Below are 25,731 nucleotides of genomic sequence, written 5' to 3'. Positions count from 1 at the left end.
ACGCATATACTTCGGGCTTCCAAGTAATTACGTAACTTCTACTCCATGACCGCCCGCAAACGTTTCGCTCTCAAGCAAATTGTACCGAATACCGCTTCCGACCTGACCGCGGGCACCGTCGCCCCCCGGCGCCACTTCCTCGGCGCCCTCGCCGCCGGCGCAGGCTCGATCGCGCTGGCCGCCTGCGGCGGCGGCAGCGAAGCCGATGCGCTCTCGGCCAGCGCCGATGCAGCCACCGCCAAAGCCAGCAAAACCGCGTCGGCAGACGGCACGGCGATCCCGCCGGCGGCCTCCATTACCGATGCGAGCGGCGCGGTCTGGACCGTGGTCGGCGGCGTGGTCTACAAGAACGGCGCGAAAGCGGGCAGCACCCACAGCGTGACGCTGCTGCTGTGGATGAACAGCAAAATTTATCAGGAAGGCACCAACAGCCAGTTCTATTACTGGACCGGCAGCACCTGGACCAAGTGTACGGACCCGCGTAAGGCAGTGGCCGCCACGTCGTCCTCGAGCGCCAAGAAGATTTTTTACGGCATGAACGGCCACATGGCCTACAACAGCGGCATCTACAACACGACGCCGGTCGCCACCCAACTCGCGATGCTGCAAGACCTGGGCGTCACCAACTACCGTTGCGACGTGGCCAGCGACGGCATGTCGCAAGTGCTCGCCGACGCGCTGAACGGCCCGTTCAAGAACAGCGGCGTCGCGATCATGCCGGTGCTCAACCCGCGCTCGGCGCACTGGGACCCGACCAGCTCGGAATCGGCTGCTTACACGCTCGGCTACAACCTCGCGGTGAACTGCACGAAGGTGCTTAAAGGTCTTGTCACGCACATCGAATGCGGCAACGAACTCGATACGGTCGGCTTGAAGATCGCCGGCAACGGCAGTCAGACGACCGACTGGAGCCCGGCGCTGTGGCCGTCGTTTCGCGGCGTGATTCGCGGCATGATCGACGGGGTGAAGGCGATCGATCCGACCATCAAGGTTGGTGTGAACGTGGGCATTCCGCTCGCTTATCGCGCCCAGCAGATGCTGTGGAACGGCATTACGCCCAACGGCACGTCGGCGGGTGCGTCGGGCGCGGCGCTGGTGCGCTGGGATTACACGACGTGCCACTGGTACAAGAGCTACTACAACATCGAAGGGGCGGGCCCGACGGGCAGCATCAACGTGCTGCAGATTCTGAAGGACTCGTTCGGCGTGCCGATCTGGATCACGGAATTCGGCTGGTCGGGCTCGCAAGACACGCCCGACACGGGCGCGGCGTATCTCACCAAAGCGCTCACGCAGTATCACTCGATCAAGGACAAGTACGACGTCGAATCGATCATGATGTATTGCATCATCGACAAAGCCTACGGCTTGATCCAGGCCGACGGCAAGACCAAGAACCCGGCCTACGCCGCGTACAAGAGCTTCGTCGCCGCTAACCCGGTTTGAGTTTTAAATTTTAGAGAGAGACACGTCATGATGGGTTCATTGAGTATCGGACATTGGTTGATCGTGCTGCTGGCCGTGGCGTTGATCTTCGGCACCAAGAAGCTGCGCAATATCGGCGGCGATCTGGGCGGCGCGCTTAGCGCGTTCAAGGCGGGCGTGAAGGACGACGCCCCGGCGGAAAAGCAAGGCGGCGTCTGACGCGCGCCTCGCCAAGTGAAGCCAGCCAAGCAGTGGCTTCAATTATGTGACGATCAGCGCGAAATTGAGCGCGAAACCGGCGTCGCGATGCCGTTCCTGTCCGATGCATCGCTGACTGACTGAGCGGAAGGCGCTTCGACCGCGCCGCCCACCGCGAGATACAGGTTCGCGAGCTGCATCCGCCGTTCGCTTTGCACGCGTAGCAGCGTCGAGCGCGACGATGCGTAGGCCAGTTCCTGTTGCTTCACCGCGCGCAGATCGCCCGATCCGACTTGATAGCGGGTTGTCTGCATTGCGATCATCGCCCGATTTTCCGACGTTGCGCGCGTGAGCAGGATTTCGCGATCGCGCAACGACGCTTCAGCGGACAGCGCGCCTTCGACTTCGCCGAAGGCCTGCAACACGATCTTCCCGTAAAGCGCCAACGCCTCGTCCTGCTCGGCCGAGCGGACATCCGCCTGCGCCTTGAGCGCACCGCCCTGAAAAAGCGGCATCAGAATGCCGGCGCCCACGCTCCAGGTGGGGTTGTCCCGATCGGTCAGCAAAAACAATCCACTCGATACACTGAGCAGCCCCGCAGTCAATGTGACGCGTGGAAGCCGCGCTGCATCGGCTTGCTTTGCGAGGTAAAACGCCGACGCGATCCGCCGCTCGGCGGCGCGAACGTCCGGACGCCGCTCCAGCAAGTCGGACGGCACGCCCGACGGCAACATGTCAGGCAGCGCGCCAAACTGCGTCGGCACCGCAAGCTCCGCCGACGGATATCGCCCAAGCAGCAATTCGAGCGCGCGCAACGATTGATCGCGTGCGAGTTGAAGTTGCCGCGCGGTATCGCGATAAGTTTGCGTGACTGATTCAGCGCTCGCGACGTCGATTTCAGTTCCCCCCCCAATTCTCAGCCGATGCTGCGCAATCTGGCGCAGTTCGTCCGAATAGCGCGTCATATCGAGCGCCAGTGCATATTGCTGCTGCGCCTCGATTGCGCCGAACCACGCCTTGACCACCAGCGCGGCGACCGACTGCCGAGCGTATTGCGCATCCGCTTCCGCCGATGCGTATTGGTCTTCCGCGGCTCGCGCGCCGTAGCGAACGCGGCCCCACAAGTCTACTTCCCACGACGCGGAAATTCCCCAGCCCTTCAGCCCCGAGCCATCGCCGCCCAGTTTGCCGCCCGGCCGCGCGAGGAAACTCGCCGCCGGATAAAGCTCGCCGCCCGCGACCCGCACGTAGGCGGCGGCCCGCTCGACCCGCGCCGCGGCAAGCCGCAGATCCGAGTTGTATGCGATGGCTTCATCGACGAGCGCGCGCAAGGCCGGGTCCTGAAATGAGTCGAGCCAGCCCGTTTGCACCGCGCCCGCCGCATTTGCGTCCGCCGTCCAGGCAGACGGAACGCGAACATTCCCGAGACTGTCGCGCTTCAGATCCGCCGCGCTCGGCGGCTCTTTGAGTGCACAGCCGGCAACTAGCAACGCCGGAACGAGGAGAGGCCAAACCCAGTTACGTGAAGCGCCCATGATCAGATCTTCAGCACGAGGTAATTGATGTACGAATTCACGCGAATAATGACCTTCCGCAGAATCTGGATTTCCTCCAGGTGGTCCGTATAAATCGCCGCGTGCCCTCGCGCTCCGGCCGCGAGGAACAATTCGCGCTGCTCGGGGACGATTTGCAGCTTGACGGCGAAACGTCCCGGCGGCGTGGGCTCGGCGCCTGTCAGCGGCAACTGGCCAGTCGGCGTCAACTGGCCTTGTCCCTGTGCCCAGACAATCGACAGCACTTTCGCCTTCAACACGCGGCCCGGAATGGTCTTGAGCGCAATTTCGGCTTCATCGCCTGGCGCGACCATGCGCAGTTCGTTTTGCTCGAACAACGCGACGACCTGATAATCGTTCTCGACAAAACTCATCGCCGGGTTCTGCAGAAGCGGCGTGACGATGGAGCCCGGGCGCAATTGCAGGTTGATCACCACGCCGTTCGCCGGCGCGTACACGGTGGTTTGCGACAACTCCCACTTCGCGTTTTCAAGCTGCGCGCGGATCTGCGCGACATCGGCCTGTTCGTCGCCCACGGTTGCGTCGAGCAGCGCGCGGATCTGTGCTTCCTGCGCCTTCGCGCCCGCCAGATCGGCTTGAAAAGACTTGAGGCTCGTCTGCGCCTGTTCCAGCGCGAAGCGGTCGCCCGCGCCGTGCGCGACCAATTCGCTGTTTTCCTCCACGCGCTTTTTGGCGAGATCGATTTGCGAGCGCACCGCGCTGCTCTTCGCGCTCGCGGCCACGAGATCTTCGTTGCGTTTCTGCGCGGAACCCTGCGCGTTCACAAGCTGCGCCTCAAGCACCTTGACCTGCAGCGCAAAAGGCGTCGGATCGATCTTGAACAGGACGTCGCCCTTGTGGATCACGCTATTGCCGTTGATCGGCACTTCGATCACCCGCCCGCGCACCTGCGGCACGACCTGCACCACATAACGGATCACGCGGACGTCTTCGGACGCCGGCGCTATCACGTTGAGCGTGAGCACGAGCACCGTCAGCGCCACGATCGGGAGAACGATGGTGATGGAACCCGTGACGATATTCCACGGCAACCATTTGAATTTCGAGAAAATGAGCCACGCGAAGAACGCATAAATTCCGACGAGCAACAGTTCCATCAGTGGGCTCCCTGGCTTTTAGCTGCGGCAGCCGGCGCGCGGCTTTGTAATATCAGGAGCTCGTCGCGCACGCGTTGCAGTTCGGGCGGCAGAATGCGCTTCGTGGCAATGCCGTTGAGCTCGCTGAGGATGTAGCCGAGTTCGTCGGCGGCAAGTTCGCCCTTTTTGGCCTTCTCGCTCGCTTCGATAAAGAAGTCGTCGTGCTTGTCGGTGCCGTAGGCCATTCGGTAGCCGAGCGGTTTGAGGAACACCCAAAGCCACGCGAGCGGCCATAAAAGACCACCGAACACGAGGGACAGGAAACAGAGCGTCTGGATCGCCGCTTTTTGCGGATGATGATTGTGCTCGGCGATTTTTTCCGGCAACACGTGGACCATCAAGATGGCCGCGATGCCCGCGACCGGGACGACACAAATGACGAAAATCGCCAGCCAGTCGGCGATCGTATCGATGGTCTCGCCGGATGCGTGCGCAAAAGCGGCGTGCGGAATCGCGAGCCATAAAATGGCAAGGCATGCGGATCTCGCTTTCATCGGGCGAAACCTCCTGGCAGATGGATTTAAATCAACGGCGACGAATTCGCCATTTTTGGCGAAAGCGCGGTTGCCGAATGTTCATAAAGGCAAACGCACATACAAACGAATTCGCGATGGCACCCGCATGCAGGCGAGTTAATCGCGCGTAGCAGGATTGAACCGACGGCAAGCTATACAGGATAAGGACTAGGCGAATAAGACGCCAAGATCGACATCATAGGCGATCGACCATCCTTTGGTTGATTCGAAAATGATACTTTTCGTCAGAATTAGCTGTTCCGAGCTAAATGGAAATATCCCATCGACTCGATTAGTCGAAAATACCGCGCGGCGACGTTATTTTCCGTTGTGAAAAATCGTTGCGAAATCTTTAATCCGTTTATGCGTTCGATTTCATTGAGGCATTGGCCGGTTATTCAGCTCTTCGTCTTCTAAATGGCGCTGCACTCCGCAAATGGGAATGAATTCAATCACGCAAGAGCGGTGCGTTTCTGCGTCAGACCAATCCTTCGGAACTGCCTTATGCACACGACGCGCTCGACCGCACATCGACGCTCGCACGATGGAGATTCATCACTCGAGTATCAGGATTTGACGGTCGAGGCGCTGATCGCGCAAATCGAATCGTTGCCCGAGGCATTGCGAACCCCGGTGCGCAACAATGGCGCTGCCGCGCGAATCACAGTTTGTTCTGGACCGTCATGTCACCCGATGGCGGTGGCCAGCCGGCCGGCGCTTCGATCGGGCGCGCGATCGAAGCGGATCTGGGCGGTTTCGACGCGTTCACGGAAGCGGCGTTGACGCGCTTCGGCAGCGGCTGGGCGTGGCTTTGCGTGAATCGGGAAGGAAATTTGCCGGTGGAGAACACCGGCAATCAGGACAGCCCGCTCATGACGGGACCGATGTCCGGCAGCACGCCAATTCTCGGTCTCGACGTCTGGGAGCATGCGTACTATCTGAAGTACGAAAACCGCCGGCCGGAGTATATCGCCGCGTTTTATAACGTGATCGACTGGCCCGAAGTAGCGCGGCGATACGCGTCCGCGCGGGCGTAATAGAAAAGCGGCCGTTTCACGGCCGCCTTTTTGTTTCAGCACAACATTACTGATAGAAATTGAGCGTCAGCATCGCGGAACGGCCCGGCGCCCAGGTCGCGTAAATCGGATACGCGGTCGAGAAATACTTCTTGTCGAAGATGTTCTGCACGTTCAACTGCAAGTCGATCGTTTTCGACACGCGATACGTCGCCGCCGCGTCGAATCGCGCGTAGCCCGGAATCCACTTGCGAACCGTCGGCGACACCGATGCATACGTCATGCTCGAAATCGTCGCGCCGCCGCCGATGGAAAGTTTCGGCAACACATCGTAGTAAGTCCACAGCGTGAAGTTGTGCTTCGGCACCATGACCATCGGCAATCCCGACGAGGCCGGGCTCGTCGGACCCGCATCCACGGTGATCGCGTCCAGATACGAATAGCCGCCGAACACGCTCCACTTGTTCGTGATATTGCCCGCCGCACCGATTTCCACGCCGCGCACGCGCTGCTCGCCCGCGTTGACCACGCCGCCGAGTCCGTCGCTTACGCGCGCGTTGGTCTTGTCCGTCTGGAAAAGCGCGGACGTCAGCGAAAGCCGCTGATCGAGCACATCCCACTTCGCGCCCACTTCGATATTGCGGCTGCGCTCGGGCGACAGATTCTGGTTGGTCGCGGTAATCTGGTCCGTGCCGCCGCCGAGACCGGCGTTCGCGCCGGGCGGATTGGCCGACGTGCCATACGACGTGTACAGGCTCACGGTACGCACCGGCTTGAAGACGAGCCCGAGCTGATAGCTGAACAGGTTCGAATTGTTCGTGAGATCGCGCGCGCCGGCCTGGATCGACGTGACGTCGTAGCGGTCGAAGCGAACGCCCGCGTTGAAAATCCATTGATCGGTGATCTTTACGCTATCGAAAAGATACGCCGATGCCACGTTCGTCTGCGTGTTGGTCGCCGCGCCCGGGAAGCTCTTGTCGCCGTTCAGGAGGACGCTGCCGGTCCACGGATTGTCCGGATTCCACCCGCCGTTGAGCGTCGTGCAGTTGTACGCGATCGTGCACGGACCGCCCGTACGGATGTTGTTGCCCGCGCTGTCGGCGACCAGATAGCCTTCGTAGCGGCTCTTTTCGTGACTGAATTCCGCGCCCGCCGTCATCGTGTTCTGCATCCCGAAGAGACTCGCCTTGCCCGTCAGTTCGGTCTGGTTGGCAATACTGTTGGTCGCGTATTTGCCGCTTTTCGCCTGCAGGCTCAGGATGTTCGAGTTCGCGTTGAGAAACTGCGGATTCGTCGCGATGTAGTCGAGCGTGGAGCGGCCGAACATCGTCGTGTTCTTGATCTTCCACTCGTTATTCAGCCGATGCTCGACGCGCACTTCGCCCGTGTCGGTTTGTCCGTAGCGGTAATCGCGATTATTCAGCCCGTAGAACTGGCCGCGATTCGAGCTTGCCGGCGTGCCGCCGCTCGCGCGGAACGGCACGCTGAAGTCCGGCATGTCGTAGGAATTTAGGTGGTAGTAGCTAACCGTGACCGTGGTCGGACTGTTCAGGCCGAACGCGATCGACGGCGCCACGCCCCAGCGGCGGCTATAGATATCCGTGCGGCCGGCCTGATCGGCGTCGTGGCCCATCACGTTCAGGCGCACCGCCGACGTGTCGCTCAGCTTGCGGTTCGCGTCGAGCGTGATCCGCTTGTAGCTGTCCGTGCCCACGCCGACGCTGCCGTTGATGAAGTCTTCGTTCGTCGGCACTTTCGTTTCGATGTCGATACTCCCGCCCACCGCGCCGCGTCCCGCATAGACGGAGTCCGGGCCCTTGATGACGCTGATCTGCTGGACATCGAAGGTCTCCCGGTTCTGGACGCCGGAGTCGCGCATGCCGTCGACGAAAATCGAGTTGCGCGACTCGAAACCGCGAATCACTGGCCGGTCCGCTGACGGATTTGCCGCCGCGTCGCCGCCGAGGAACGTGATGCCGGGAACGGTCTTCAGCGCATCGGCGAAGGTCGTCGCGTTGGTTTGCTTGATCAATTCTTCGGGAATGACCGTGACTGAACGCGGCGTGTCGATGAGCGGCGCGGTGAATTTGTACGACGGCAGCGCTGTGGTCTGCATGTCCGAAGGCGACGCATTGATCACCACGGCAGGCAGCGTCGCGTCGGCAGCCGCGGGACTCGCGCCGGACGCCGCAGCGGGCGCGGCTTGGGCGAATGCGTGAGTCGACATTGCGAAACTTGCGCAATAGAGGGCACCGACGGACGCGAGCAGACGCGTCCGCGTCTTGAGAAGAGCAGACATAAGTTCGATTGGCGTGGACAGGCGAGAAAAAGAAACCGGTCGCGGATGAAATGCGAACACGGCGGCACGGCTTAAGGACACGGCTCGGGGCACTGCTCAAGATCCCGCAGCAGCACCTCGTAATGCGAATCACTTGCATTCGCGTTTGAGGATCGAAGTGTAAGGGTGCGCAATCAACGTGTAAACACTTTTTTAATTGCAGGTGCTAGGTCCTGACCATGACCGATTCGAGCGCCGAAATCCGCAGGGCCGTGTGAATCGTTTGCGCGAATTAAAAAAAAGCCCTTCAGAAACGCGCCGCCGGTTCGATAACCAGTAAACATCGTTTTATTCACCCTTCGAAATTAATCCGAATGGCACGTCCGATTCCGATTTTGCGTAATGCCCAAGCCTCGCGTGCGCGCGCCGCTAAAACCTGGCTGCTTCCGATGCCCGCCTGCGAAGCCGATTTACTGGCGACGCATTACCGCTGCGCACTCGAACTCATGCGCACGGGCCGGGGTTATCTCGAAGCCGCGCAGACGCTCACCGAAATGCTGCTGCTGACGGGTTTTCTCGTCGACGCGGGTTACGGCGAAATGTCGGACGAGGAGCGCGTGATGGCCGAACAGGCGATTTCCACCGTATTCGACGCGGGCAACAGCACCGGCGAATGGCGTCTCGATGAGCCGAGTTTCGTGCGCTTCGCCGCGATCGCGAATCTGCACGACGCCCAGCTTCACGCCGCTCCGGTCTCGGCGCTGGCCGTCGCGAGCGATCGGCTGGATTGTTTCAGGACCGGCCAGCGCTACCGCGCGCCGCAAAAGAAGCGCGCTTAAAGCCTCCGCGCAATTGCTCGAAAAGCCTGCGCGCAGCGGGTCTGATCGACGGATTGCATGACGGCGATGATGGATAAAATGGTTTCCGTGATGCAGAACGACGCATTGCCCGCGACACAGATTTGATTTACCCGCTGGACCCTTGTGATGTGCAATTGAGTACCGTGATGAAGTTGAAGTACCGAAGTGCCGCTTGTGGTGTGGAATGGTTTCTCGCAGTAAGCCGTAGCGTGTCGAGTAAAGAAATAAAGACGTACAGATGCAAAGACGTACCGAGGTAGATGCAGGTAGCGACGTAACGCAGTAACCCGTGTAGTCCCGCTGTGGCCGGAACGCAGTACCCATCGACGAAGTACCATGTAGTTGCCAGCAGTAATGCGAAGCACTGCCCCGTCGCGGTAAATCCGCGACGGGGCTTTTTTTTCGGTTTAACGGTAACTAAAGCGATGCTGCAGAGCGCAGCACGGAGATATTCAGGAGCGCAGAGGAGGATGGGCGTCGAGCGCGCGCTGCAGATCGGTGGCGAACTCAAGCGCCGCCGCCTCCCACGCGGGCGTTCCCGGCGCGAAATCACGCGGCAACGACTTGTTCTGCAATCGTCGGATTGCGGCTACACCGGCCGCGACCGCGCGCGCGTCTTCATAGAGCGCGGGGTCGATTTGTCGAAGTGCGTGTTCGTCGTCCATCAAAACTCGGGTTGCTGCTACGGGGTTTCAGGCGAACTGGGCCGCCGGCAATCCCGCCATGATAATCGCTGCGTGCGTCGGCGCAACATCCGAACGCTTCGAAGGCTGTGTGAGCGCGCCGAGCATCGTGTGATCGTTGAAGCGGAAAAAGCACAGCAACTGGTCCGATGCAGCCAGTTTCACGACCTGCGCCAGCGTCAGATTCGCCAGGATATCGGCAATCGCGCCGGAAAGACCCAGACGGAACATGCCCACCGCGCGGTCTTCGCGCAACAGGCGCTGCGCCAGCATGATGTACGACAAATTGATTTCGCGGATCGAGTCTTGCGTGTCAACGTTTTCCATGGCTGCTCCGACTTCCTTCAAGTGATTCGGTAATTTCTGCGTTACGTTTAGTAACAAATTGCAACAAGTTTAGAACGCGCGCAAACGATTGACAACCATGTTTTCGACTTTTTTTACTTGGTGAAAACACGTGCCGGTAACAATTCCCCAATTCGCCCCAAATGTCGCAGAAACCGCGCAAACCCTTATGGATATTGGTTGCGCGCAGTTCTGAAACTGTCCGGTCGTGCGCAAAAAGCAAAAAGGGCCGGTCGACGCTTTCACGTGGACCGGCCCTTATAGCTTTTTGGTGCGCTCCGCTTCCGGTTACATCCCGAGAAAAGCAGCGGCGCAGGTAACAACACCCAAAGTCGCCGCACCGATCGCCACGCGCCGCAGCCAGCGCTTTCGCGTCAGCAGCGTAATGGCGGCGAGCGCGATGGAAATCTGGATCAGCGTGGTCGCCTGCGCCCAGCGGTGGTGCTGATGAAGCAACGCTTCACTTTGCGCGTTGTCCTTCTCGACTTCCCTCTCGACGGCCTCGGCGTGCGCGCGGATCGGTTCTTTGTCGGATTTATAGCGGGCGGCATCGGCGGTGAAACGCGCGTGCAGCGGCGGCGACGATTCGCTCAGCGCCGCGCCCAGTTCCGCGAGATTCTGCTTTTCGCCCTTCGCCTGATAGTAGGCCCACTGGTTGGCGGCTTCTGTCTTGTGGATCGCGGCTTCGTTCTTGTAGAACAGCGCCAGATTCTCGTTCGCGCCGCTCTGATACGAGGAGATCGCGCCGATGGACGCGAGAATCGCGGTCATCACGGCGATCGACGCGGCGCTTGGATCGGCGCCGTGCGCGCCGGCATGTTCAACGGCGTGGTCGTGAGGGCCGTGTACTTCGAATTCGTCGGACATAGGCGTTCTTCGGCAAAAAGCCAGCAGCATAACTTAGCTCGGTAGCACGCCGCCTCTGCACCGATTACAAATCGCGCTGCGCCGGAAAATCGAGCACGACGGCGAGGCCGCCGCCTTCGGCGTTGTGCATCGAAAGGTCGCCGTTATAGCGGCGCGCGAGACGGCGCACGATCGTGAGTCCAAGGCCGCAATGTGCGTCGCCGCCGCGCGCCGGATCGAGACGCACGAACGGTTTCAGCGCGCGGGCGAATTGCGCCTCGGGCATGCCCGCGCCGTGATCGCGGACGCTCAACCGGTCGCGCCCGTGTTCGCGTGACGTCGCGATGCGCAGCGGCGGTGCACCGTAGGTGAACGCGTTTTCCACGAGGTTGGACAGGATGCGGTCCAGCTCGATGGCGGGCAGCCGGAACGCATCGCCCGCGTGGAGATCGAGCTCGAAAAGCACCTCGCCCTCGGCATGCGCTTCGTTGTCCGCGTAGTGCGCGCGGCAGAACGCATCGACCGAAACCCACGGCGCGTTCGCGTCGGCGTCGGTATCGCGGGCGAAATCGAGGAACTGCGTGACGATTTGCGCGAGCGATTCGGCGTCGTGGAGAAAGCCCGTGCGCGCGGCTGCGTCCGTCACGAGATCCGCGCGCATCTGGATGCGGGTGATCGGCGCGCGCAGATCGTGCGCGACGCCCGCGAGCATGACCGCGCGCTCCTGCTCGGCGTCGGACAGCGCGCGCGCCATTTCGTTGAAATCGCCGATCAGGCTTTTCACTTCGGCCGGACCGTCCGCCCGAACATCCGGCGGATGATGCCCGAGCCGGAACTCACGCGCCGCGCGCGCGAGACGGCGCACCGGTTTCTGAATTTGCCACGCGCCAAAAAGCGCGATGGTGATCGCGAAGAACAGCATGGAAAGGTTCGCGCCGACCATCCTGCTCACGCGCGGCGCGCTCGCCGGGACGACGATCCAGCGCGGCGACGGCCCGTAGCGGACCCACACCGCGTTGGCCGCCGGCGAAAACACGACGCGGCTTTGCGGCGGCAAACCCGCGCGCAGCGCGACTTCAAACGGCCCGCTCGTGTTCATGCACGGCGCCGGACAGCTATCCGGCGAGGCGAGCGGCGCGACGTCGATAAAACGCAGTCCGAGCACGCCCGCGATGTGCTCGCTCGCCGCGCGCCCCGCCGCGCCGGGCGGCGTATCGAGCGCGAGACGCACCAGGCGGCCGACGTGATCCGCTTCGATCAGCCCGCGCTCGCGCCCGATAATGACCAGCGAAGTCAGTTGCGTCATGACCAGCAAGCCGACCGAAAGCAGCGCCAGCCTGCCGAAAATCGTGTTGAGCGGCGCGAACAGCTTACGAATCGGGGGCATCGTCGGTGGCTTTGGGCGGCACGAACATATAGCCGATGCCGCGCATCGTCTGGATGATGCGCGGTTGCGACGGATTGTCTTCGATCAGACGACGCAGCCGCCAGATCGGCACGTCGATCCCGCGTTCGGTCAGGTCGGCGTGCGCGCCATGCCAGAGCGTGAGGAGGCGCGAACGCGAAAGCGTTTCCATTGGATGCCGCACGAACACGTTGAGCAGGCCGAATTCGCTGTTGCTGAGGCGCTGCGGTTCGCCGTCGCGCGTCAGCGTGCGCGTATCGAAATCGAGTTCGAAATGACCGAAACGCGCCGTTTCCGCGCGTGGCACGCCCGGCCCGGCCGCTGCAGCCGGACCTTGCCGGCGCAACACGGCGTTGATGCGCGCGAGCAGTTCGCGCGGCATGAACGGCTTGCCCAGATAGTCGTCGGCGCCCATCTCCAGTCCGATCACGCGGTCGATATCGTCGGCGCGCGCGGTCAGCATGATCACCGGCGTGGTGTCGTCGTTCGCGCGCAGATTCGCGAGCGCGGCGAGCCCGTCGACGTTGGGCATCATGAGATCGAGCACGATGATCGACGGCCGCTCGCGCGCCGCCACCGCGGTCACGTTGCGTCCATCGCGTTCGAGCAGGACCGCGAACCCGTGCTCCTCGAAAAAGACGCGCAGGAGATCGCGCAGCGCGGCGTCGTCGTCGACTATCAGGATGCGGGTGCCGCCTTGGGACATGACTTGGACGCTCGCGCAAGCGAGTAAGGGACTGGGATCGACTGACTATAAACGATCGCAGATCGATACGTGTTACGGCGTCTTAACCGTTATTTCGGGCGGCGGGATGGTGGCTTGAGCAAGACCGCGGGCTGAACGCTGACGTGCATCGGGCTTGGGATTCGTTCCGACAAGTGGTATCTGTGGAATGAAGGCGCTGCGGCGTCCATTCCCAGCGCGCCGGGCGAATTAAGGGCGTTGTAAGGCGGCCGTCCGCCGCGAGGGAATGGAAATTCATGCGCCGTTTCCGGCTTATCTGAATGGATCTCCGATGAAGCAACCTCGCCCGCCGCGCCTGCACCTTCACCGCGATCACTTCGCGACCGCGCTGCGCGACCTGACGCTGACGTTCGGGCCGTTCGTGTTTGTTTTCGCAGTGGCGATCGCGCTCGTCGTGTGGCTCGTGGATCCCGCGCCGCCGCGCACCATCACGATGAGCGCGGGTCCGCCCGACAGTTCGCTGTGGCTGACCGCCGAGGAATACCGGAAGATCCTCGCGCGCAACGGCATCACGCTCAACGTGCTCGCGTCGGATGGATCGGCGCAAAACCTGCAGCGTCTGCTCGATCCGAAGCAGCACGTCGATCTTGCCTTCGTGCAGGGCGGTGTGTCCGCAGGCGCCGCGTCCGATTCGCTGATGTCGCTCGGCAACGTGTTCTACGTGCCGGTCGTAGTGTTCTATCGCGGACGCGGCATGACGCGCCTGTCGCAATTCGCGGGCAAGCGCATCGCGATCGGCCGCGAAGGCAGCGGCACGCGCGTGCTCGCGCTCAAGCTGCTGGAAGCAAACGGGATCGAGCCGGGCGGCAGCACTACGCTGCTTCCGAGCGACGGCTTGCAGGCGGCGACGCAACTGGTCGCGGGCGAAGTGGACGCGGCCATGCTCAATGGCGATTCGGCCACGCGCGCGCTGATGCTGCGGCTGCTTCGCGTGCCGGGTGTATCGGTGATGGACTTTACCGAGGCGAGCGCCTACACGCGCCAGTTCCCGTACCTCGACGAAATCGACCTGCCGCCCGGCGTGCTCGATCTCGGCCGCAAGATACCGCCCGAGACCGTGCATCTGATCAGTCCGACCGTCGAGATCATCGCGCGGTCCAACCTGCATCCGGCGATCTCGGATTTGCTGATCGAAGCGGCGCAGGAGGTTCATCGCAAGCCGGGACTCTTGCAGCACGGCGGCCAGTTTCCGAGCCCGATGCCGCACGAATACCGTATCAGCGACGACGCCGCGCGTTACTACAAGTCCGGCAAAGGTCTGCTTTACCGGACGCTGCCGTTCTGGATTGCGAGTCTCGGCGACCGGCTGCTTTTTCTGCTCGTGCCGGTTGCGGTGCTGTTGTTTCCCGCGCTGCGCGTGGTCCCGGCGCTGTATCAGTGGCGCGTCAGATCGCGCATTTACCGCTACTACGGCGCGTTGATCGCGATAGAGCGCGATGCGCTCGCGCATCCGACCGACGCCGAGCGCCAGATCCTCTTCGCCGAACTCGACCATATCGAGACTTCGCTGAACACGCTGCGCATGCCGCTCGCGCACGCCGACGCGTTCTACGTATTGCGCGAGCATGTGGGCTTCGTGCGGACGCGTCTGAGCGAAGCGGCGCGCACGAGCGGACGAGCACACGCTTGACGCGTTGAAAAGCATCACGCATCATGCTTCACATGAACCCGATCGCACTCACCACGGCTACCACCACGACAACCGCTTATGGCGGGTCGTGAGGTCGATACGTGAGCTAGCGTCAAGCGTATTTCCCCAAGGCCCCGCCAGCGATGGACGGGGCCTTGATGTTTCTCCGTCCGTTGCCGGCATTTCAGGAGAAGCATCATGTCAGAGCGTCATTCCCCGCGTCGCGCGCTGTTGGTGATCGACATGCAGCGCGGCATGTTCGGCGGTCCGGTCGCGCCTCATGAAGGCGGCCGTATCATCGACAATATCAACCATCTGATCGCCCGCGCGCGCGACGCAGGAGCGCCCATTTTCGCGGCTCGCCATACCGGCCCGAAAGGCTCGCCGATCGAGCCGGGCAGCCCGCTCAGTCAATTGCTGCCCGAACTCGCCGTGAACGCCGCAACGGATATCGTGTTCGATAAAACCCGCCCCAATTGCTTTCACGGCACTGGCTTGCAAGCGTGGCTCGTGGAAGCGGGAATTGGCGAGTTGGTGATCGCGGGAATGAAGACCGAGTATTGCATCGACACGACCTGCCGCGCCGCCGCCGATCTCGGCATCCGGCCGATCCTGATCGCGGATGCACACACCAGCATGGACTCGGCGGTGCTCTCCGCGAAGGCGATTATCGAGCATCACAACCTGACGCTGAGCGGCCCGTTCGCGACGCTTCTGAACGCGGCGGATTGCGCGTTTCATTGAGCATCGCTCAAGCGTCGTTAAGCCCCGTTCGCCGTCATCGCAACGGCCGGCGCGAGTTCGAAGCAGAACGTCGTGCCGGTTTCCGCGCGATCGACGAGCCGTATCTGGCTGTGATGCAACTGCAGCATCCGCTGCACGATCAGCAAGCCCAGGCCGCCGCCGCGATGCGCGCCGCCGGAACTGAACGGGCGCTGGAACAGCACATCGCGCAGGTTGGCCGGAATGCCGGGACCGGTATCGCTGATCGTCACGGCTATCTTGCCATCGCGCTGCGCGAGATCGACGTCGATAAAACCTTCGGCGGGCGTATGGCGGATCGCGTTATCGAGCAGGTTCGTCAGAACACGTTCGATCATCCCAAGATCGGCCGCGACGTTCGGCAGGCGCGGCGGAATATTCGCCCGCAGATGCACGTGGCGCGCCTCCGCCGACAACTCGAATTTCTGGAACACGTCCTGCAATAGATCGACCAGCGAAAAATCCTCCAGCACCGGCTGAACGATTCCATGTTCGAGCCGCGCCAGTTCGAACAGCGCCTGCGCGAGCCGCCCGACCTTGACGCTCTGCGCCAGCGCGATCGCGAGGTAGCGCTTCCGCTCCGTCTCGCCGAGCGTGTCGGCTTTCAGCGATAACGTTTCGAGGTAGCCATGCAACGACGTCAGCGGCGTGCGCAGATCGTGCGAAATATTCGCGACGAGTTCGCGCCGCTGCTGATCCTGCTTGGACAACGCGCGCCATTGCTCGCCGATCCGCCCCGCCATTTGCGCGAACGCCGTTTCGAGCACGGCGATTTCGTCGCGCTGACCCGCCGGCGACGAACGCGGCACTTCGGGTTGCGTGTCCGGCGCGCCGTCGGCGTCGAAGCGGCGCATGGCCTCGGTGAGACGGCGCAACGGCCGCGTAATCAGCCGAAACGCCACCAGACCGGCCACCAGTCCGAGCAGCGCGACGAGCGCCATCGACCATAACGTCGTGCGCAATACGGACGTCGCCGCGGCGCGCGCCGCGAACGCGTCGTGCTCTTCGCCGAGCAGCACCACGTAGATATAACCGGACGGCACGCCGCCGTTCGCGCGCAACGGCGCGGCGCTGAACACCTTGCGCGCGCTCGCGCTGCGCGGGTCGTCGCCGAGAATCGGCAATGCGTCGCCCGCGATAAACCGCCGCACCGGCGCGAGGTCCACGCGTTCGCGCTTCAAATGGCCTTGCGGCGCGTCGTCGCCTTCGATCCGTCCGTCGTTATCGAGCAAATAAACCTCGACGCTCGGGTTCACGACCATCAACTGGCCGAATAATCGGCGCACGGCGTCGGGCCGCAAGCCATTCGTGTCCATCAGCGTCGCGGTGCGCGCGATATGCGCGGCGAGCCCGCGCGACAAGCCCTGAACGACTTCTTTTTCGTGCAGATCGCTCGAACGGACCTGAAGCCACGCCGACGCGCCGCAGCACGCCAGCAGCAGCACGGCGAACACGATCGACAAGCGCTGTGTGAGCGTCAGGTTCACGTCGGATCCTTTTTCAACGGCTGATCGGACGACGCACCCGGCGGCGCGAACTTGTAGCCGTGTCCCCACACGGTCAGGATGCGCACGGGCTGCGCCGGATCGGCCTCGATTTTCGCGCGCAGCCGGTTGATGTGGGTGTTCACCGTGTGCTCGTAACCCTCGTGGCTGTAGCCCCACACGGCATTAAGCAGATCCATCCGCGAATAAACCTTGCCCGGATGCTGCGCGAAGAAAATCAGCAGGTCGAATTCGCGCGGCGTCAGTTCGATCCGGCGCCCTTCCACGGTCGCCTCGCGCGTCAGCGGATCAATCGTCAGGCCGCCGATTTCGAGCGTTCCCGCGTCGATCCGCGAATCCTTCGCGAGCGCATCGACGCGCCGCAGCAGCGCTTTCACACGCGCGACCAGTTCGAGGACCGAGAACGGCTTGGCGAGATAATCGTCCGCACCCAGTTCGAGGCCGAGAATACGGTGCACCTCGCTGGAACGCGCGCTCGTGATGATGATCGGCGTGTAACGGGTCATCGCGCGGGCGCGGCGGCAAATCTCCAGACCGTCGACGCCGGGCAGCATCAGATCCAGGATCAGCGCGTCCCAGCCGCCCTGCTCCAAAAGACGCAGACCTTCGTTGCCATCGGCGCTGTGTACGACTTCATAGCGCTCGTCGCGCAAATGCAGGCTCAGGACATTGGCTATGTCTACATCGTCTTCAACGATCAAAACGCGCTTCGGATGATCCATGTGAGGTGTCGTGCGCGATCGGGTCGCGGGTTGAAGGTGGAAGCCGAACGGCGGATTCGTCATTTTGATCATTCTGCAAAATTTCCGGCGAACGAGTTATCACATTTAATTTAACTTTTCGTGAGGACTTCGACACCGCGCGCGCCCTACGATGCCTCCACATCCTGCCCGTCGGCAGCAAGGAGCTCACCATGCAGAACCGCAGACGATTTCTCTTTTCCGGCGGCGCGGCGGTCGCGGCGGTCGCTACCGCCGCCGCCACGGGCCGCTGGAGCGCGTTCGCCGCGACGCCCGCGAGCGACGCGAAAGCTACGCCCGTCTTCGCGGTCAGCCATTCCGACGCCGACTGGCGGCGCTTGCTGACTCCGGCACAGTACACCGTCCTGCGCGACGAAGGCACGGAACGGCCGTACAGCAGCCCGCTCAACGAAGAGCATCGCGCGGGCATCTTTTCGTGCGCCGGATGCCGGCTCGACCTGTTCGCCTCGCGCACCAAATTCGACAGCCACACCGGCTGGCCGAGCTTCTGGGCGCCGCTCGATCGCGCCGTCGCGACGCGCGTGGACGGATCGTTTGGCGTGACCCGCACCGAAGTGCACTGCGTGCGATGCGGCGGCCATCTCGGCCACGTCTTCGACGACGGCCCGAAGCCGACCGGCCTGCGCTACTGCATGAACGGCCTCGCGATGAGCTTCGCGCCCGCCGCCGCCTGACGCATCGCCCTCTCGCGAACCACTCCTTATAGACGCCGGAAAAAATCATGTTACTCATCGTTCTTGCCTACCTGGGCGGCGCGCTCACCATCCTCAGTCCGTGCATCTTGCCGGTGCTGCCATTCGTGTTCGCCCGCGCCGATCAGCCGTTCGTGCGCAGCGGCCTGCCGCTGCTCGCGGGCATGGGACTGACCTTCGCCGCCGTGGCGACGCTCGCGGCGGTCGGCGGCGGCTGGGTCGCGCAGGCGAACCAGTACGGACGCTGGCTCGCGATCGCGCTGCTCGGCGTATTCGGGCTGACGCTGCTGCTGCCGAAATTCGCCGAACACCTGATGCGCCCGCTCGTGAACGCGGGCAACCGGCTTTCGGATTTCGCCCGCGATGACGGCCGTCAAGGCCGCCCCGCCGCGTCGTTCGTGCTCGGCGTCGCGACCGGTTTGCTGTGGGCGCCGTGCGCCGGCCCGATTCTTGGCCTCGTGTTGACGGGCGCTGCGTTGCGCGGCGCGAGCGTCGGCACGACGCTGCTTTTGATCGCCTATGCAGCCGGCGCGGCGACTTCGCTCGCAGTGGCGCTCCTGATCGGCGGGCGGGTGTTCGCGGCGATGAAGCGCTCGCTCGGCGCGGGCGAATGGGTGCGTCGCGGGGTCGGCGCGGCCATGTTGTGCGGCGTCGCGGCGATCACGCTCGGCTTTGACACCGGTGTGCTCGCTCGCGTTTCAACCGTGGCGACGAGCGGGATCGAGGAAAAGCTGGTGGCGCGTTTGTCACCCGGCGCGCGTCCCGCACCGGAAGCCAACGTCGCTCCGGCCGGCGCGATGATGCGCACCGCGCAAAAAACGCCCGACGATGCCACCGCGCCGCTGCCCGTCGAAGGCGTGCTGCCGCCGTTGACCGGCGCGGTGCAATGGCTGAACTCGCCGCCGCTGACCGCACAGGATCTGCGGGGCAAGGTCGTGCTGGTCGATTTCTGGACGTATTCGTGCATCAACTGCCTGCGTTCGCTGCCTTATGTGAAGGCGTGGTCGCAGAAATACCGGGATCAGGGACTGGTCGTGATCGGCGTCCACGCGCCGGAATTCGCGTTCGAGCGCAATATCGACAATGTGAAGAAGGCGACGCACGATCTCGGCATCGACTACCCGGTGGCGATCGACAACAACTTCGCGCTCTGGCGCGCGCTGAATAACCAGTACTGGCCGGCGCACTATTTCGTCGATGCGCGAGGCCAGATCCGTTATCACCATTTTGGCGAGGGCGACTATGCCGAATCGGAAAAGGTCATTCAGCAGTTGCTCGCCGAAGCAGGTCATCCGGATGCCGCAAAAGCCGCGGCTGGCTCGGGCGGCATGATGAACGTGAGCGCACAAGGCGTGCAGATGGCCGCCGACAAAGCCGACGTGAAGTCGCCGGAAACGTATATCGGCTACCAGCGCGCGGAAAATTTCGCCTCGCTGGGCGGTGAAGCGGAAGACGCGGTGCATACCTACGCCGCGCCCGCGAAACCGGCGGTCAACGACTGGGGCCTCGCCGGAACCTGGAAAGTCGGCGCGGAGCACGCCACGCTCGCGAGCGAGTCGGGGCGCATCGTGTATCGCTTTCACGCGCGCGACCTGCATCTCGTGCTCGGTCCGGGCGCCGACGGACGGCCGGTGCGATTTCGCGTGAGCGTCGACGGGGCCGCGCCCGGCGAGGCGCACGGCACCGACATCGCCGCCGATGGCAGCGGCGTCGTCAACGGGCAGCGACTGTATCAACTGGTGCGCCAAACCGGCGAGGTGCGCGACCGGACCTTCGCCATCGAATTCCTGGACCCGGGCGTCGAGGCTTATGCCTTCACGTTCGGCTGAAATCGCTCAAAGCACTCCATAGGATGACCATCGTGACCAAGCATTCCATCGGCAACTTGTTCGGCCTGAACCGTTCATCGACGACCAGAATCGCGGGCTGCGTCGCGCTCGCGGTGAGCGCGGCGGCGTGGCATCGCGTCGCCAATTCGGCCGAAGAGGCCACCAAGATTCCGCCGCCGGCGCAGGACGAGAAAGTGGGCGCGACGCACAGCGAAACCGCCGTGTTCGCGGGCGGCTGCTTCTGGGGCGTGCAGGGCGTGTTCGAACATGTGCGCGGCGTGAAGCTCGTCACCTCGGGATACACCGGCGGCGCGGCCGGGACCGCGCAATACGAAACCGTGAGCGGCGGCGACACGGGCCACGCAGAATCGGTGCAAATCACCTTCGATCCGGCTCAGATCACCTACGGCCATCTCCTGCAGATTTTCTTCTCCGTCGCGCACAATCCGACGCAGTTGAACTACCAGGGTCCGGATCACGGCACGCAGTATCGGTCGGCTGTGTTCCCCATCAATCCAGAACAGCGCACTGTCGCCGTGGCGTATATCGCGCAACTCGATCACGCGCACGTCTATCCGGCCAAGGTCGTCACGCGGGTAGAGGACTTCAAGGGCTTTTATCCGGCGGAGACTTATCACCAGGACTTTCTGGTGCGGCATCCGGGTCAGCCGTATATCGTGATCAACGACATGCCAAAGGTGGACTACCTGAAGAAGATGTTCCCCGATGTGTATCGCAACGATCCGGTGCTGGTTAAGACCGCTGCTTTATGACGCTTAGCGGATCAGCCGTCTAAGCGTTCTCCTCCTAGCAAGTTTTACCGACACAATTCCCGCCTTGCCGCGACCCGCTCCGGGTCGCGCGCCTCTTGCATCGCTCGCCGTCTTCTGCCCTTCTTCGAGCGCAGCACGGCTCAAAAGATAGAAACCAAAAGATAAAACCGCTCTGTTCTGGATCGCACCAAGCAGATGCAAACGCGCGCGTCTCTTTAACCGCGCTAAAGCACTTAGCACGATTTCCATTCGGGTCAAAATGCCTGGCTAGCAGAGCGCTATAGAAACTCTCTTCTAGACGATCTTTATTTTCGAAAAAGCGTGTTGTGTGTGTCTTAAGCCCCGTGCTGTTTTTTAATAACCTGCTTTAGCCTGTCATGGCTTCACCAAGACCACATCAATTAAATTTTTTCGAGGATTAAGGCCATGACTATTTTCAATCACCCCGCTTGCCGCCCGTTCACCGAAGCCGGTGAGCTTTCGCAAATTTCCGCTTACTACGAGGAAGAACGCCACATCATGTGGATGATGCTTCGGTCCCGCCCGCGTCCCTGCTTTACGCAGGAACTCGTCAGCGACATTATCGATCTCGCGCGCGCCGCGCGAGAATCGGGCTTGCGTTTCGATTTCTGGGTAACGGGTTCGCTCGTGCCGGAAATCTTCAACGTCGGCGGTGACTTGAGCTTCTTTGTCGATGTCATCCGCTCGGGACGCCGCGACCATCTGATGGCCTATGCGCGATCCTGTATCGACGGTCTGCACGAGATCTATACGGGCTTCGGCACCGGCGCCATTTCCATTGCGATGGTGGAAGGAACGGCGCTTGGTGGCGGCTTTGAAGCGGCACTCGCGCACCACTTCGTGCTCGCGCAAAACGACATCAAGATGGGCTTCCCCGAGATCGCGTTCAACCTGTTCCCGGGCATGGGCGGCTATTCGCTGATCGAGAGGAAGTCGTCGATGAAAATTGCGGAAGAACTCATCAGCACCGGCGAATCGCATACCGGCGAATGGTATGCGCATCATGGCATCGTCGAGCGGACCTTCTCGGCGGGCGACGCGTTCCTCGCAACGCGCACGTTTATCGACGGTATGCGGCCCAAGCTGAACGGCATTCGCGCGATGGTCAAGGCGCGTCAGCGCGTGGTGGGACTTTCACGCACCGAGCTGATGGAAATTACCGAAGACTGGGTTCGCGCGGCCTTTACCATTGAGGAAAAGGATCTCGCGTTCATGGAACGGCTGGTGGTTTTGCAAAACCGGCGCGTCTCGAAGTTCAGAGCCGTCGGCTAAAGGCTTAAGTCCCGCAGCAGCTTAGCGGATGCGAAAGTTCAGGCAATGCGCCTGAGCTTTCCTTTAGCGGCATCGAGCCAAGGGCCAAGATCATCGGCCGCCATTGGACGCGCGTAATAAAACCCTTGTACGTAATCGACGCCGACGCCCTTAAGGAAATTCGCCTCAGCGTCGCTTTCGACGCCTTCCGCCACGACATCCAGATCCAGTTCCTGCGCAATCGCCACCATGGAGCGGACCAGCGCCTGCGAGCGCGTATTGGTGTCGATGCCCTTGATGAAACTCCGGTCCAGCTTGATGGCATCGAGCGGAATGCGCGCTAGCTGCGATAGCGACGAATAACCGGTGCCGAAATCGTCCAGATGCACTTCCGCGCCGACCATCCGGAACTGCTTGATAAGCGCAAGCGCCGCCGCTTCGTCTTCGATCAAACAGCTTTCCGTCAACTCGATATCGATCACGCAAGGATCGAGTCCCGCGTCCGCCAACGTCTCCGCGAAATGCGTGACGATGTCCGGATAGCGCAATTGACGCGCCGACACGTTGATCGCGATACGAATATTCGCGCCCTGCTTTTTCCACCGCACTGCTTGCTCAGCCGCCGCGCGCATGACCCAGCGGCCAAGCGGGCCGATCAGGCCGGATTCTTCCGCATAGGGGATGAATTCCATCGGCGACACCATGCCGCGCTCCGGCGATTTCCAGCGAATCAGCGCCTCGACGCTCTCCACCACGCCGGTCTTGACGCAGACTTTCGGCTGATAAAGCAGCAGCAACTGGTCTTCTTCGAGCGCGCGGCGCAAATTCGTATCGAGCCACATGTACTCGGCCACGCGCTTGTTCATCTCCGCGGCGAACACGCGGTACGTGTGCTTGCCCGCGTCCTTCGCGACGTACATGGCCGTATCGGCGCTGCGGATCAGCGTTTCAAGCCGGTCGCCGTGGTCGGGATAAAGCGCGATGCCGATCGAGCATCCCGTATAGAGCTGGATCAGTCCGAAATCGAACGGCATGCGCAAGCTGTCGAGAATGCGCTGCGCGGTCGCCTCCAGCGAGGCCACGGTGGACCGCCGCGACACGATCAGGAATTCGTCGCCGCCGAGGCGCGCGAGTGTATCCGTGGGCGCGAGGCAACTCTTGATATGCGCGGACACTTCCTTGATGAGCCGGTCGCCGACCACATGACCGTAGTGATCGTTCACCGTCTTGAAGTTGTCGAGATCGAGGAACAGGATACCGAGGTGATCGTCACTGTCGCCGTCCGCTGCAATGGCCGCTTCGATCTCTTCGTGAATGGCCTTGCGATTGAGCAGACCCGTCAGGGTGTCGGTATTCGCCTGTTCGACCAGGAGCGTCTGCGCGCGGCGCTCCTCGGTAATATCCGTCCCCGAACAAATCAGAAAGCGCTCGTCGATCCCGCTGCCGCTCTGCACGAACTTGTTGCGGAACAGAAAAAGACGCGGACCTTTGACCGTGTTGATATACCGTTCGACCTGATACGGCTGGCCGCTGGAAAAAAACGTATCGACATTGCTGCGCGACGCCGTTCCCTCGCCTTCCGACATGAATAGCGCATAAGCGCTCTTGCCGATCACGTCTTCTTCGCGCATGCCCGTCACTTCTTCGCAAAGCCGGTTGAAACGCTGAACCCGGCCACGCCCGTCGAGAATGACGACCAGCGAGTTCACTTCCGACACGACCTGCTCGGCGAACGCCAGACCGTTGACGAGATCGCGCGCGACCGACGGCGTATCGGCGTAAGCGGACGCCGTGCCCGCCCATTCGCTGCCGTTGATTTTCTTGCCGACGAGGTGAAGTTTGAGCGGCGTTCCGAAGATGCCGATGCGCAGCACCATGTGCGAAGTCACGCCGGTCAGCTTCCTGACGAGCGCCGCCTGCGCCGAATCGAGTTCGACACTGACCGTCGCCGGGCCGCGCACAGCGGCCAGTTCGAGCGCATTGCTGTCGTTCGGCAGACGCCAGCACGGGCTGGCGGTACCGAAGTGCGCTTGCAGGACAGAGAAGTCAGGATCGTCGATCATCAGCGAAACGCCACGGAAAAAGTCTGCCGGTCAGCGGACCGGCACAGCGGTTACAAGTCGAACGTCGGCCTCCCAGTGGGTTTTTCCTAGCGTCTCGATCGCGCTGTAAACCCATCCTTACATTCCTTCACATCATACCGCAGAGCCTTGATTTATATGCGCGAACCGTCCGTGTCATCGAACCGCGCGCGCCTTTCTCGCCCCAGGTATGCCCATGTATAACGGCCGCAAATCCGCGATCTTGAATTCGGGGCGGTGTTTGGGGGGCCGCTTATGCAACCGCTAATGCAGCCTTCTTCTTTATCTCAGCGCACCTCGAAAATGGCATCGACTTCGACGCTCGCGCCCGCCGGCAGCGACGCTACACCGACCGCTGTGCGCGCATGCCGTCCGCGCTCGCCGAACACCGCCGCCATCAGATCGGACGCACCGTTGATCACCTTCGGTACATCCGGGTAGCCCGGCGTGCAATGCACGAATCCGCCCATCCGATGACAGCACACGACACGGTCCAAATCACCATCGAGCGCGAGTTGCAGCGCCGCGAGCAGATTCAGCCCGCACAATTCGGCCGCGCGCTGGCCGCTCTGCAGGTCATGGACCTCGCCGACCCGTCCCGCATAGCGGACCTCGCCCTCCCACTCGCAGATCTGACCGGCCAGATACACGATCGATCCCGCGCGGGAAAACGGCTTGAACGCGCCGCGCGGCGGCGGCACTTGCGGCAGCACGAGGCCGAGTGCATGCAGACGCTTCGCGGGCGTGTCGAATTCGAAATCGGGATTGGAAGAATCGAACGGTCGGTTCATGCAGCTTGGCTCCTTTGAAATACGTTGAATGGACGGCACGCGATATCGATGCCGGCAAAGCCTTCGTTAAGACGAATGCTATTCGACAACGCCGGCCGCAAAAAATAATTCATCGTGCGTCAGGAATATTCGCGGCCGGCCGTCCGTTCTATCACGGTCGGCTGAGCGGCGTGCGCACGCGGCGCGCGCGTGCCAGGCCAAAGAGGAGCGCGGCGCGGTCGGTCGCGGCGGCGCGTCGAATAGATCTAGAGAATGGAGGACTGACTATGAAGCAGAAGATGACCGGCAACACCTTCTTGTATGACCGCGTTGTGGTTCAGGTCTATGTCGAGCGCAGTGCGCGAAGTGGCTATGTCGGTCAGGTCGTGTTGACGAAAATCGCGGAATGGGAACCGACCCGCGCCACCTTCAAACCGACCTGGATCCGTCCCGCCGACACGGCCGAGAAAGCCTGGTGCATTCTCGTCGATTACGCTCGCGATGTTGCGAACGGTCGTGCGCCCGCAGGCGCAAGCGTCGACGGCGGCCACTAAGCCGCGGCGCTTACGGCGATGCCCTAAGGGCGAAGCTTTAGGCGCGCGCCCATTGCAAGATATCGACGGACAAGCC

At 62.2% G+C, this 25,731-nt stretch carries 23 protein-coding genes and 1 pseudogene; 11 read left to right on the top strand and 13 right to left on the bottom strand.

The window, feature by feature from the left end; genetic code table 11:
- The first annotated feature begins 45 nt into the window (after nt 1–45).
- Together AC3D25_RS23720 and tatA are read left to right on the top strand one after the other, a co-directional pair.
- Nucleotides 46–1,446: a glycosyl hydrolase gene (locus AC3D25_RS23720; protein WP_488890910.1), complete on the top strand. Its 1,401-nt coding sequence runs from the start codon at nt 46–48 to the stop codon at nt 1,444–1,446.
- A gap of 30 nt (nt 1,447–1,476) precedes the next feature.
- Nucleotides 1,477–1,644 (top strand): Sec-independent protein translocase subunit TatA, encoded by a 168-nt coding sequence (gene tatA, locus AC3D25_RS23715; protein WP_488891068.1) that lies wholly within the window; start codon nt 1,477–1,479, stop codon nt 1,642–1,644.
- 53 nt (nt 1,645–1,697) lie between these two features.
- On the opposite strand, the gene AC3D25_RS23710 is transcribed toward tatA, so the two are convergent.
- Genes AC3D25_RS23710 through AC3D25_RS23700 form a run of 3 tightly spaced genes read right to left on the bottom strand, consistent with a single transcriptional unit; the run spans nt 1,698 to nt 4,827 of the window.
- On the bottom strand, nt 1,698–3,158 hold the full coding sequence (locus AC3D25_RS23710) for a TolC family protein (RefSeq protein ID WP_488890909.1): 1,461 nt from the start codon (nt 3,156–3,158) through the stop codon (nt 1,698–1,700).
- Nucleotides 3,159–3,160: 2 nt separating this feature from the next.
- Nucleotides 3,161–4,294: an HlyD family secretion protein gene (locus AC3D25_RS23705; protein ID WP_488890908.1), complete on the bottom strand. Its 1,134-nt coding sequence runs from the start codon at nt 4,292–4,294 to the stop codon at nt 3,161–3,163.
- Complete coding sequence (locus AC3D25_RS23700) at nt 4,294–4,827, bottom strand: DUF3302 domain-containing protein (protein WP_488890907.1); 534 nt, start codon at nt 4,825–4,827, stop codon at nt 4,294–4,296. Before AC3D25_RS23700 ends, AC3D25_RS23705 begins: the two co-directional genes overlap by 1 nt.
- A gap of 494 nt (nt 4,828–5,321) precedes the next feature.
- Between AC3D25_RS23700 and AC3D25_RS23695 the strand changes: the two are divergent.
- Nucleotides 5,322–5,885: pseudogene (locus tag AC3D25_RS23695) on the top strand (superoxide dismutase).
- A gap of 46 nt (nt 5,886–5,931) precedes the next feature.
- On the opposite strand, the gene AC3D25_RS23690 reads toward AC3D25_RS23695, so the two are convergent.
- Nucleotides 5,932–8,163 (bottom strand): TonB-dependent receptor, encoded by a 2,232-nt coding sequence (locus AC3D25_RS23690; protein ID WP_488890906.1) that lies wholly within the window; start codon nt 8,161–8,163, stop codon nt 5,932–5,934.
- Between the two features lie 353 nt (nt 8,164–8,516).
- Between AC3D25_RS23690 and AC3D25_RS23685 the strand changes: the two genes are divergently transcribed.
- A complete protein-coding gene (locus tag AC3D25_RS23685; protein WP_488890905.1) occupies nt 8,517–8,981 on the top strand; it encodes a hypothetical protein in 465 nt (154 codons plus the stop codon).
- 473 nt (nt 8,982–9,454) lie between these two features.
- Here AC3D25_RS23685 and AC3D25_RS23680 read toward each other — a convergent pair whose 3' ends face one another.
- The 5 genes from AC3D25_RS23680 to AC3D25_RS23660 all read right to left on the bottom strand — a co-directional run bounded on the left by AC3D25_RS23680 (nt 9,455) and on the right by AC3D25_RS23660 (nt 12,987).
- Complete coding sequence (locus AC3D25_RS23680; protein ID WP_488890904.1) at nt 9,455–9,667, bottom strand: hypothetical protein; 213 nt, start codon at nt 9,665–9,667, stop codon at nt 9,455–9,457.
- Between the two features lie 27 nt (nt 9,668–9,694).
- Nucleotides 9,695–10,012 carry a flagellar transcriptional regulator FlhD gene (gene flhD, locus AC3D25_RS23675; RefSeq protein WP_488890903.1) on the bottom strand — a complete coding sequence of 106 codons (318 nt, stop codon included), beginning with the start codon at nt 10,010–10,012 and terminating at the stop codon, nt 9,695–9,697.
- 306 nt (nt 10,013–10,318) lie between these two features.
- Nucleotides 10,319–10,897, bottom strand: a complete 579-nt coding sequence (locus AC3D25_RS23670) for a DUF4337 domain-containing protein (RefSeq protein ID WP_488890902.1) — start codon at nt 10,895–10,897, stop codon at nt 10,319–10,321.
- 64 nt (nt 10,898–10,961) lie between these two features.
- The gene (locus AC3D25_RS23665) at nt 10,962–12,263 is read right to left on the bottom strand and encodes an ATP-binding protein (protein WP_488890901.1); all 1,302 of its coding nucleotides are present in this window, start codon (nt 12,261–12,263) and stop codon (nt 10,962–10,964) included.
- Nucleotides 12,247–12,987, bottom strand: a complete 741-nt coding sequence (locus tag AC3D25_RS23660) for a response regulator (RefSeq protein ID WP_488890900.1) — start codon at nt 12,985–12,987, stop codon at nt 12,247–12,249. The genes AC3D25_RS23665 and AC3D25_RS23660 overlap by 17 nt, the downstream gene beginning before the upstream one ends.
- Nucleotides 12,988–13,297: 310 nt before the next feature.
- Between AC3D25_RS23660 and AC3D25_RS23655 the strand changes: the two genes are divergently transcribed.
- Complete coding sequence (locus AC3D25_RS23655; RefSeq protein WP_488890899.1) at nt 13,298–14,656, top strand: TAXI family TRAP transporter solute-binding subunit; 1,359 nt, start codon at nt 13,298–13,300, stop codon at nt 14,654–14,656.
- Nucleotides 14,657–14,854: 198 nt separating this feature from the next.
- Nucleotides 14,855–15,400: a cysteine hydrolase family protein gene (locus AC3D25_RS23650; protein WP_488890898.1), complete on the top strand. Its 546-nt coding sequence runs from the start codon at nt 14,855–14,857 to the stop codon at nt 15,398–15,400.
- A 17-nt stretch (nt 15,401–15,417) separates the two neighbouring features.
- Here the strand turns inward: AC3D25_RS23650 and AC3D25_RS23645 are convergent, their stop codons facing one another.
- Both AC3D25_RS23645 and AC3D25_RS23640 read right to left on the bottom strand, forming a co-directional pair.
- Nucleotides 15,418–16,905: a sensor histidine kinase gene (locus AC3D25_RS23645; RefSeq protein ID WP_488890897.1), complete on the bottom strand. Its 1,488-nt coding sequence runs from the start codon at nt 16,903–16,905 to the stop codon at nt 15,418–15,420.
- On the bottom strand, nt 16,902–17,645 hold the full coding sequence (locus tag AC3D25_RS23640) for a response regulator transcription factor (RefSeq protein ID WP_488891067.1): 744 nt from the start codon (nt 17,643–17,645) through the stop codon (nt 16,902–16,904). Before AC3D25_RS23640 ends, AC3D25_RS23645 begins: the two co-directional genes overlap by 4 nt.
- Nucleotides 17,646–17,836: 191 nt before the next feature.
- Here AC3D25_RS23640 and msrB point away from each other — a divergent pair, with 191 nt between their 5' ends.
- The 4 genes from msrB to AC3D25_RS23620 all read left to right on the top strand — a co-directional run bounded on the left by msrB (nt 17,837) and on the right by AC3D25_RS23620 (nt 22,271).
- Entirely contained in the window at nt 17,837–18,358 is a 522-nt protein-coding gene (msrB, locus tag AC3D25_RS23635) for a peptide-methionine (R)-S-oxide reductase MsrB (protein ID WP_488890896.1), read from the top strand.
- A gap of 47 nt (nt 18,359–18,405) precedes the next feature.
- Nucleotides 18,406–20,205: a cytochrome c biogenesis protein DipZ gene (locus AC3D25_RS23630; RefSeq protein ID WP_488890895.1), complete on the top strand. Its 1,800-nt coding sequence runs from the start codon at nt 18,406–18,408 to the stop codon at nt 20,203–20,205.
- 65 nt (nt 20,206–20,270) lie between these two features.
- A complete protein-coding gene (msrA, locus tag AC3D25_RS23625) occupies nt 20,271–20,978 on the top strand; it encodes a peptide-methionine (S)-S-oxide reductase MsrA (protein ID WP_488891066.1) in 708 nt (235 codons plus the stop codon).
- Between the two features lie 426 nt (nt 20,979–21,404).
- The gene (locus tag AC3D25_RS23620) at nt 21,405–22,271 is read left to right on the top strand and encodes a crotonase/enoyl-CoA hydratase family protein (RefSeq protein ID WP_488890894.1); all 867 of its coding nucleotides are present in this window, start codon (nt 21,405–21,407) and stop codon (nt 22,269–22,271) included.
- 38 nt (nt 22,272–22,309) lie between these two features.
- Here AC3D25_RS23620 and pdeR read toward each other — a convergent pair whose 3' ends face one another.
- Nucleotides 22,310–24,313, bottom strand: a complete 2,004-nt coding sequence (gene pdeR, locus AC3D25_RS23615) for a cyclic di-GMP phosphodiesterase (protein WP_488890893.1) — start codon at nt 24,311–24,313, stop codon at nt 22,310–22,312.
- Between the two features lie 305 nt (nt 24,314–24,618).
- A complete protein-coding gene (locus AC3D25_RS23610; protein ID WP_488890892.1) occupies nt 24,619–25,122 on the bottom strand; it encodes a RidA family protein in 504 nt (167 codons plus the stop codon).
- Nucleotides 25,123–25,136: 14 nt separating this feature from the next.
- Between AC3D25_RS23610 and AC3D25_RS23605 the strand changes: the two genes are divergently transcribed.
- On the top strand, nt 25,137–25,655 hold the full coding sequence (locus AC3D25_RS23605; RefSeq protein ID WP_488890891.1) for a hypothetical protein: 519 nt from the start codon (nt 25,137–25,139) through the stop codon (nt 25,653–25,655).
- The last annotated feature ends 76 nt before the right edge of the window (nt 25,656–25,731 follow it).

It is taken from the genome of Caballeronia sp. SL1002 (genome assembly GCF_057814995.1).
The sequence above is the reverse complement of the archived record's forward strand: the minus strand, read 5'-3'. Positions and strand labels throughout refer to the sequence as shown.

Bases quoted from the DNA above. Each gene is read 5' to 3' on its own strand.
- AC3D25_RS23720 (WP_488890910.1), top strand. From the start codon at position 46: ATGACCGCCCGCAAACGTTTCGCTCTCAAGCAAATTGTACCGAATACC.
- tatA (WP_488891068.1), top strand. From the start codon at position 1,477: ATGGGTTCATTGAGTATCGGACATTGGTTGATCGTGCTGCTGGCCGTG.
- AC3D25_RS23710 (WP_488890909.1), bottom strand. From the start codon at position 3,158: ATGGGCGCTTCACGTAACTGGGTTTGGCCTCTCCTCGTTCCGGCGTTG.
- AC3D25_RS23705 (WP_488890908.1), bottom strand. From the start codon at position 4,294: ATGGAACTGTTGCTCGTCGGAATTTATGCGTTCTTCGCGTGGCTCATT.
- AC3D25_RS23700 (WP_488890907.1), bottom strand. From the start codon at position 4,827: ATGAAAGCGAGATCCGCATGCCTTGCCATTTTATGGCTCGCGATTCCG.
- AC3D25_RS23690 (WP_488890906.1), bottom strand. From the start codon at position 8,163: ATGTCTGCTCTTCTCAAGACGCGGACGCGTCTGCTCGCGTCCGTCGGT.
- AC3D25_RS23685 (WP_488890905.1), top strand. From the start codon at position 8,517: ATGGCACGTCCGATTCCGATTTTGCGTAATGCCCAAGCCTCGCGTGCG.
- AC3D25_RS23680 (WP_488890904.1), bottom strand. From the start codon at position 9,667: ATGGACGACGAACACGCACTTCGACAAATCGACCCCGCGCTCTATGAA.
- flhD (WP_488890903.1), bottom strand. From the start codon at position 10,012: ATGGAAAACGTTGACACGCAAGACTCGATCCGCGAAATCAATTTGTCG.
- AC3D25_RS23670 (WP_488890902.1), bottom strand. From the start codon at position 10,897: ATGTCCGACGAATTCGAAGTACACGGCCCTCACGACCACGCCGTTGAA.
- AC3D25_RS23665 (WP_488890901.1), bottom strand. From the start codon at position 12,263: ATGCCCCCGATTCGTAAGCTGTTCGCGCCGCTCAACACGATTTTCGGC.
- AC3D25_RS23660 (WP_488890900.1), bottom strand. From the start codon at position 12,987: ATGTCCCAAGGCGGCACCCGCATCCTGATAGTCGACGACGACGCCGCG.
- AC3D25_RS23655 (WP_488890899.1), top strand. From the start codon at position 13,298: ATGAAGCAACCTCGCCCGCCGCGCCTGCACCTTCACCGCGATCACTTC.
- AC3D25_RS23650 (WP_488890898.1), top strand. From the start codon at position 14,855: ATGTCAGAGCGTCATTCCCCGCGTCGCGCGCTGTTGGTGATCGACATG.
- AC3D25_RS23640 (WP_488891067.1), bottom strand. From the start codon at position 17,645: ATGGATCATCCGAAGCGCGTTTTGATCGTTGAAGACGATGTAGACATA.
- msrB (WP_488890896.1), top strand. From the start codon at position 17,837: ATGCAGAACCGCAGACGATTTCTCTTTTCCGGCGGCGCGGCGGTCGCG.
- AC3D25_RS23630 (WP_488890895.1), top strand. From the start codon at position 18,406: ATGTTACTCATCGTTCTTGCCTACCTGGGCGGCGCGCTCACCATCCTC.
- AC3D25_RS23620 (WP_488890894.1), top strand. From the start codon at position 21,405: ATGACTATTTTCAATCACCCCGCTTGCCGCCCGTTCACCGAAGCCGGT.
- pdeR (WP_488890893.1), bottom strand. From the start codon at position 24,313: ATGATCGACGATCCTGACTTCTCTGTCCTGCAAGCGCACTTCGGTACC.
- AC3D25_RS23610 (WP_488890892.1), bottom strand. From the start codon at position 25,122: ATGAACCGACCGTTCGATTCTTCCAATCCCGATTTCGAATTCGACACG.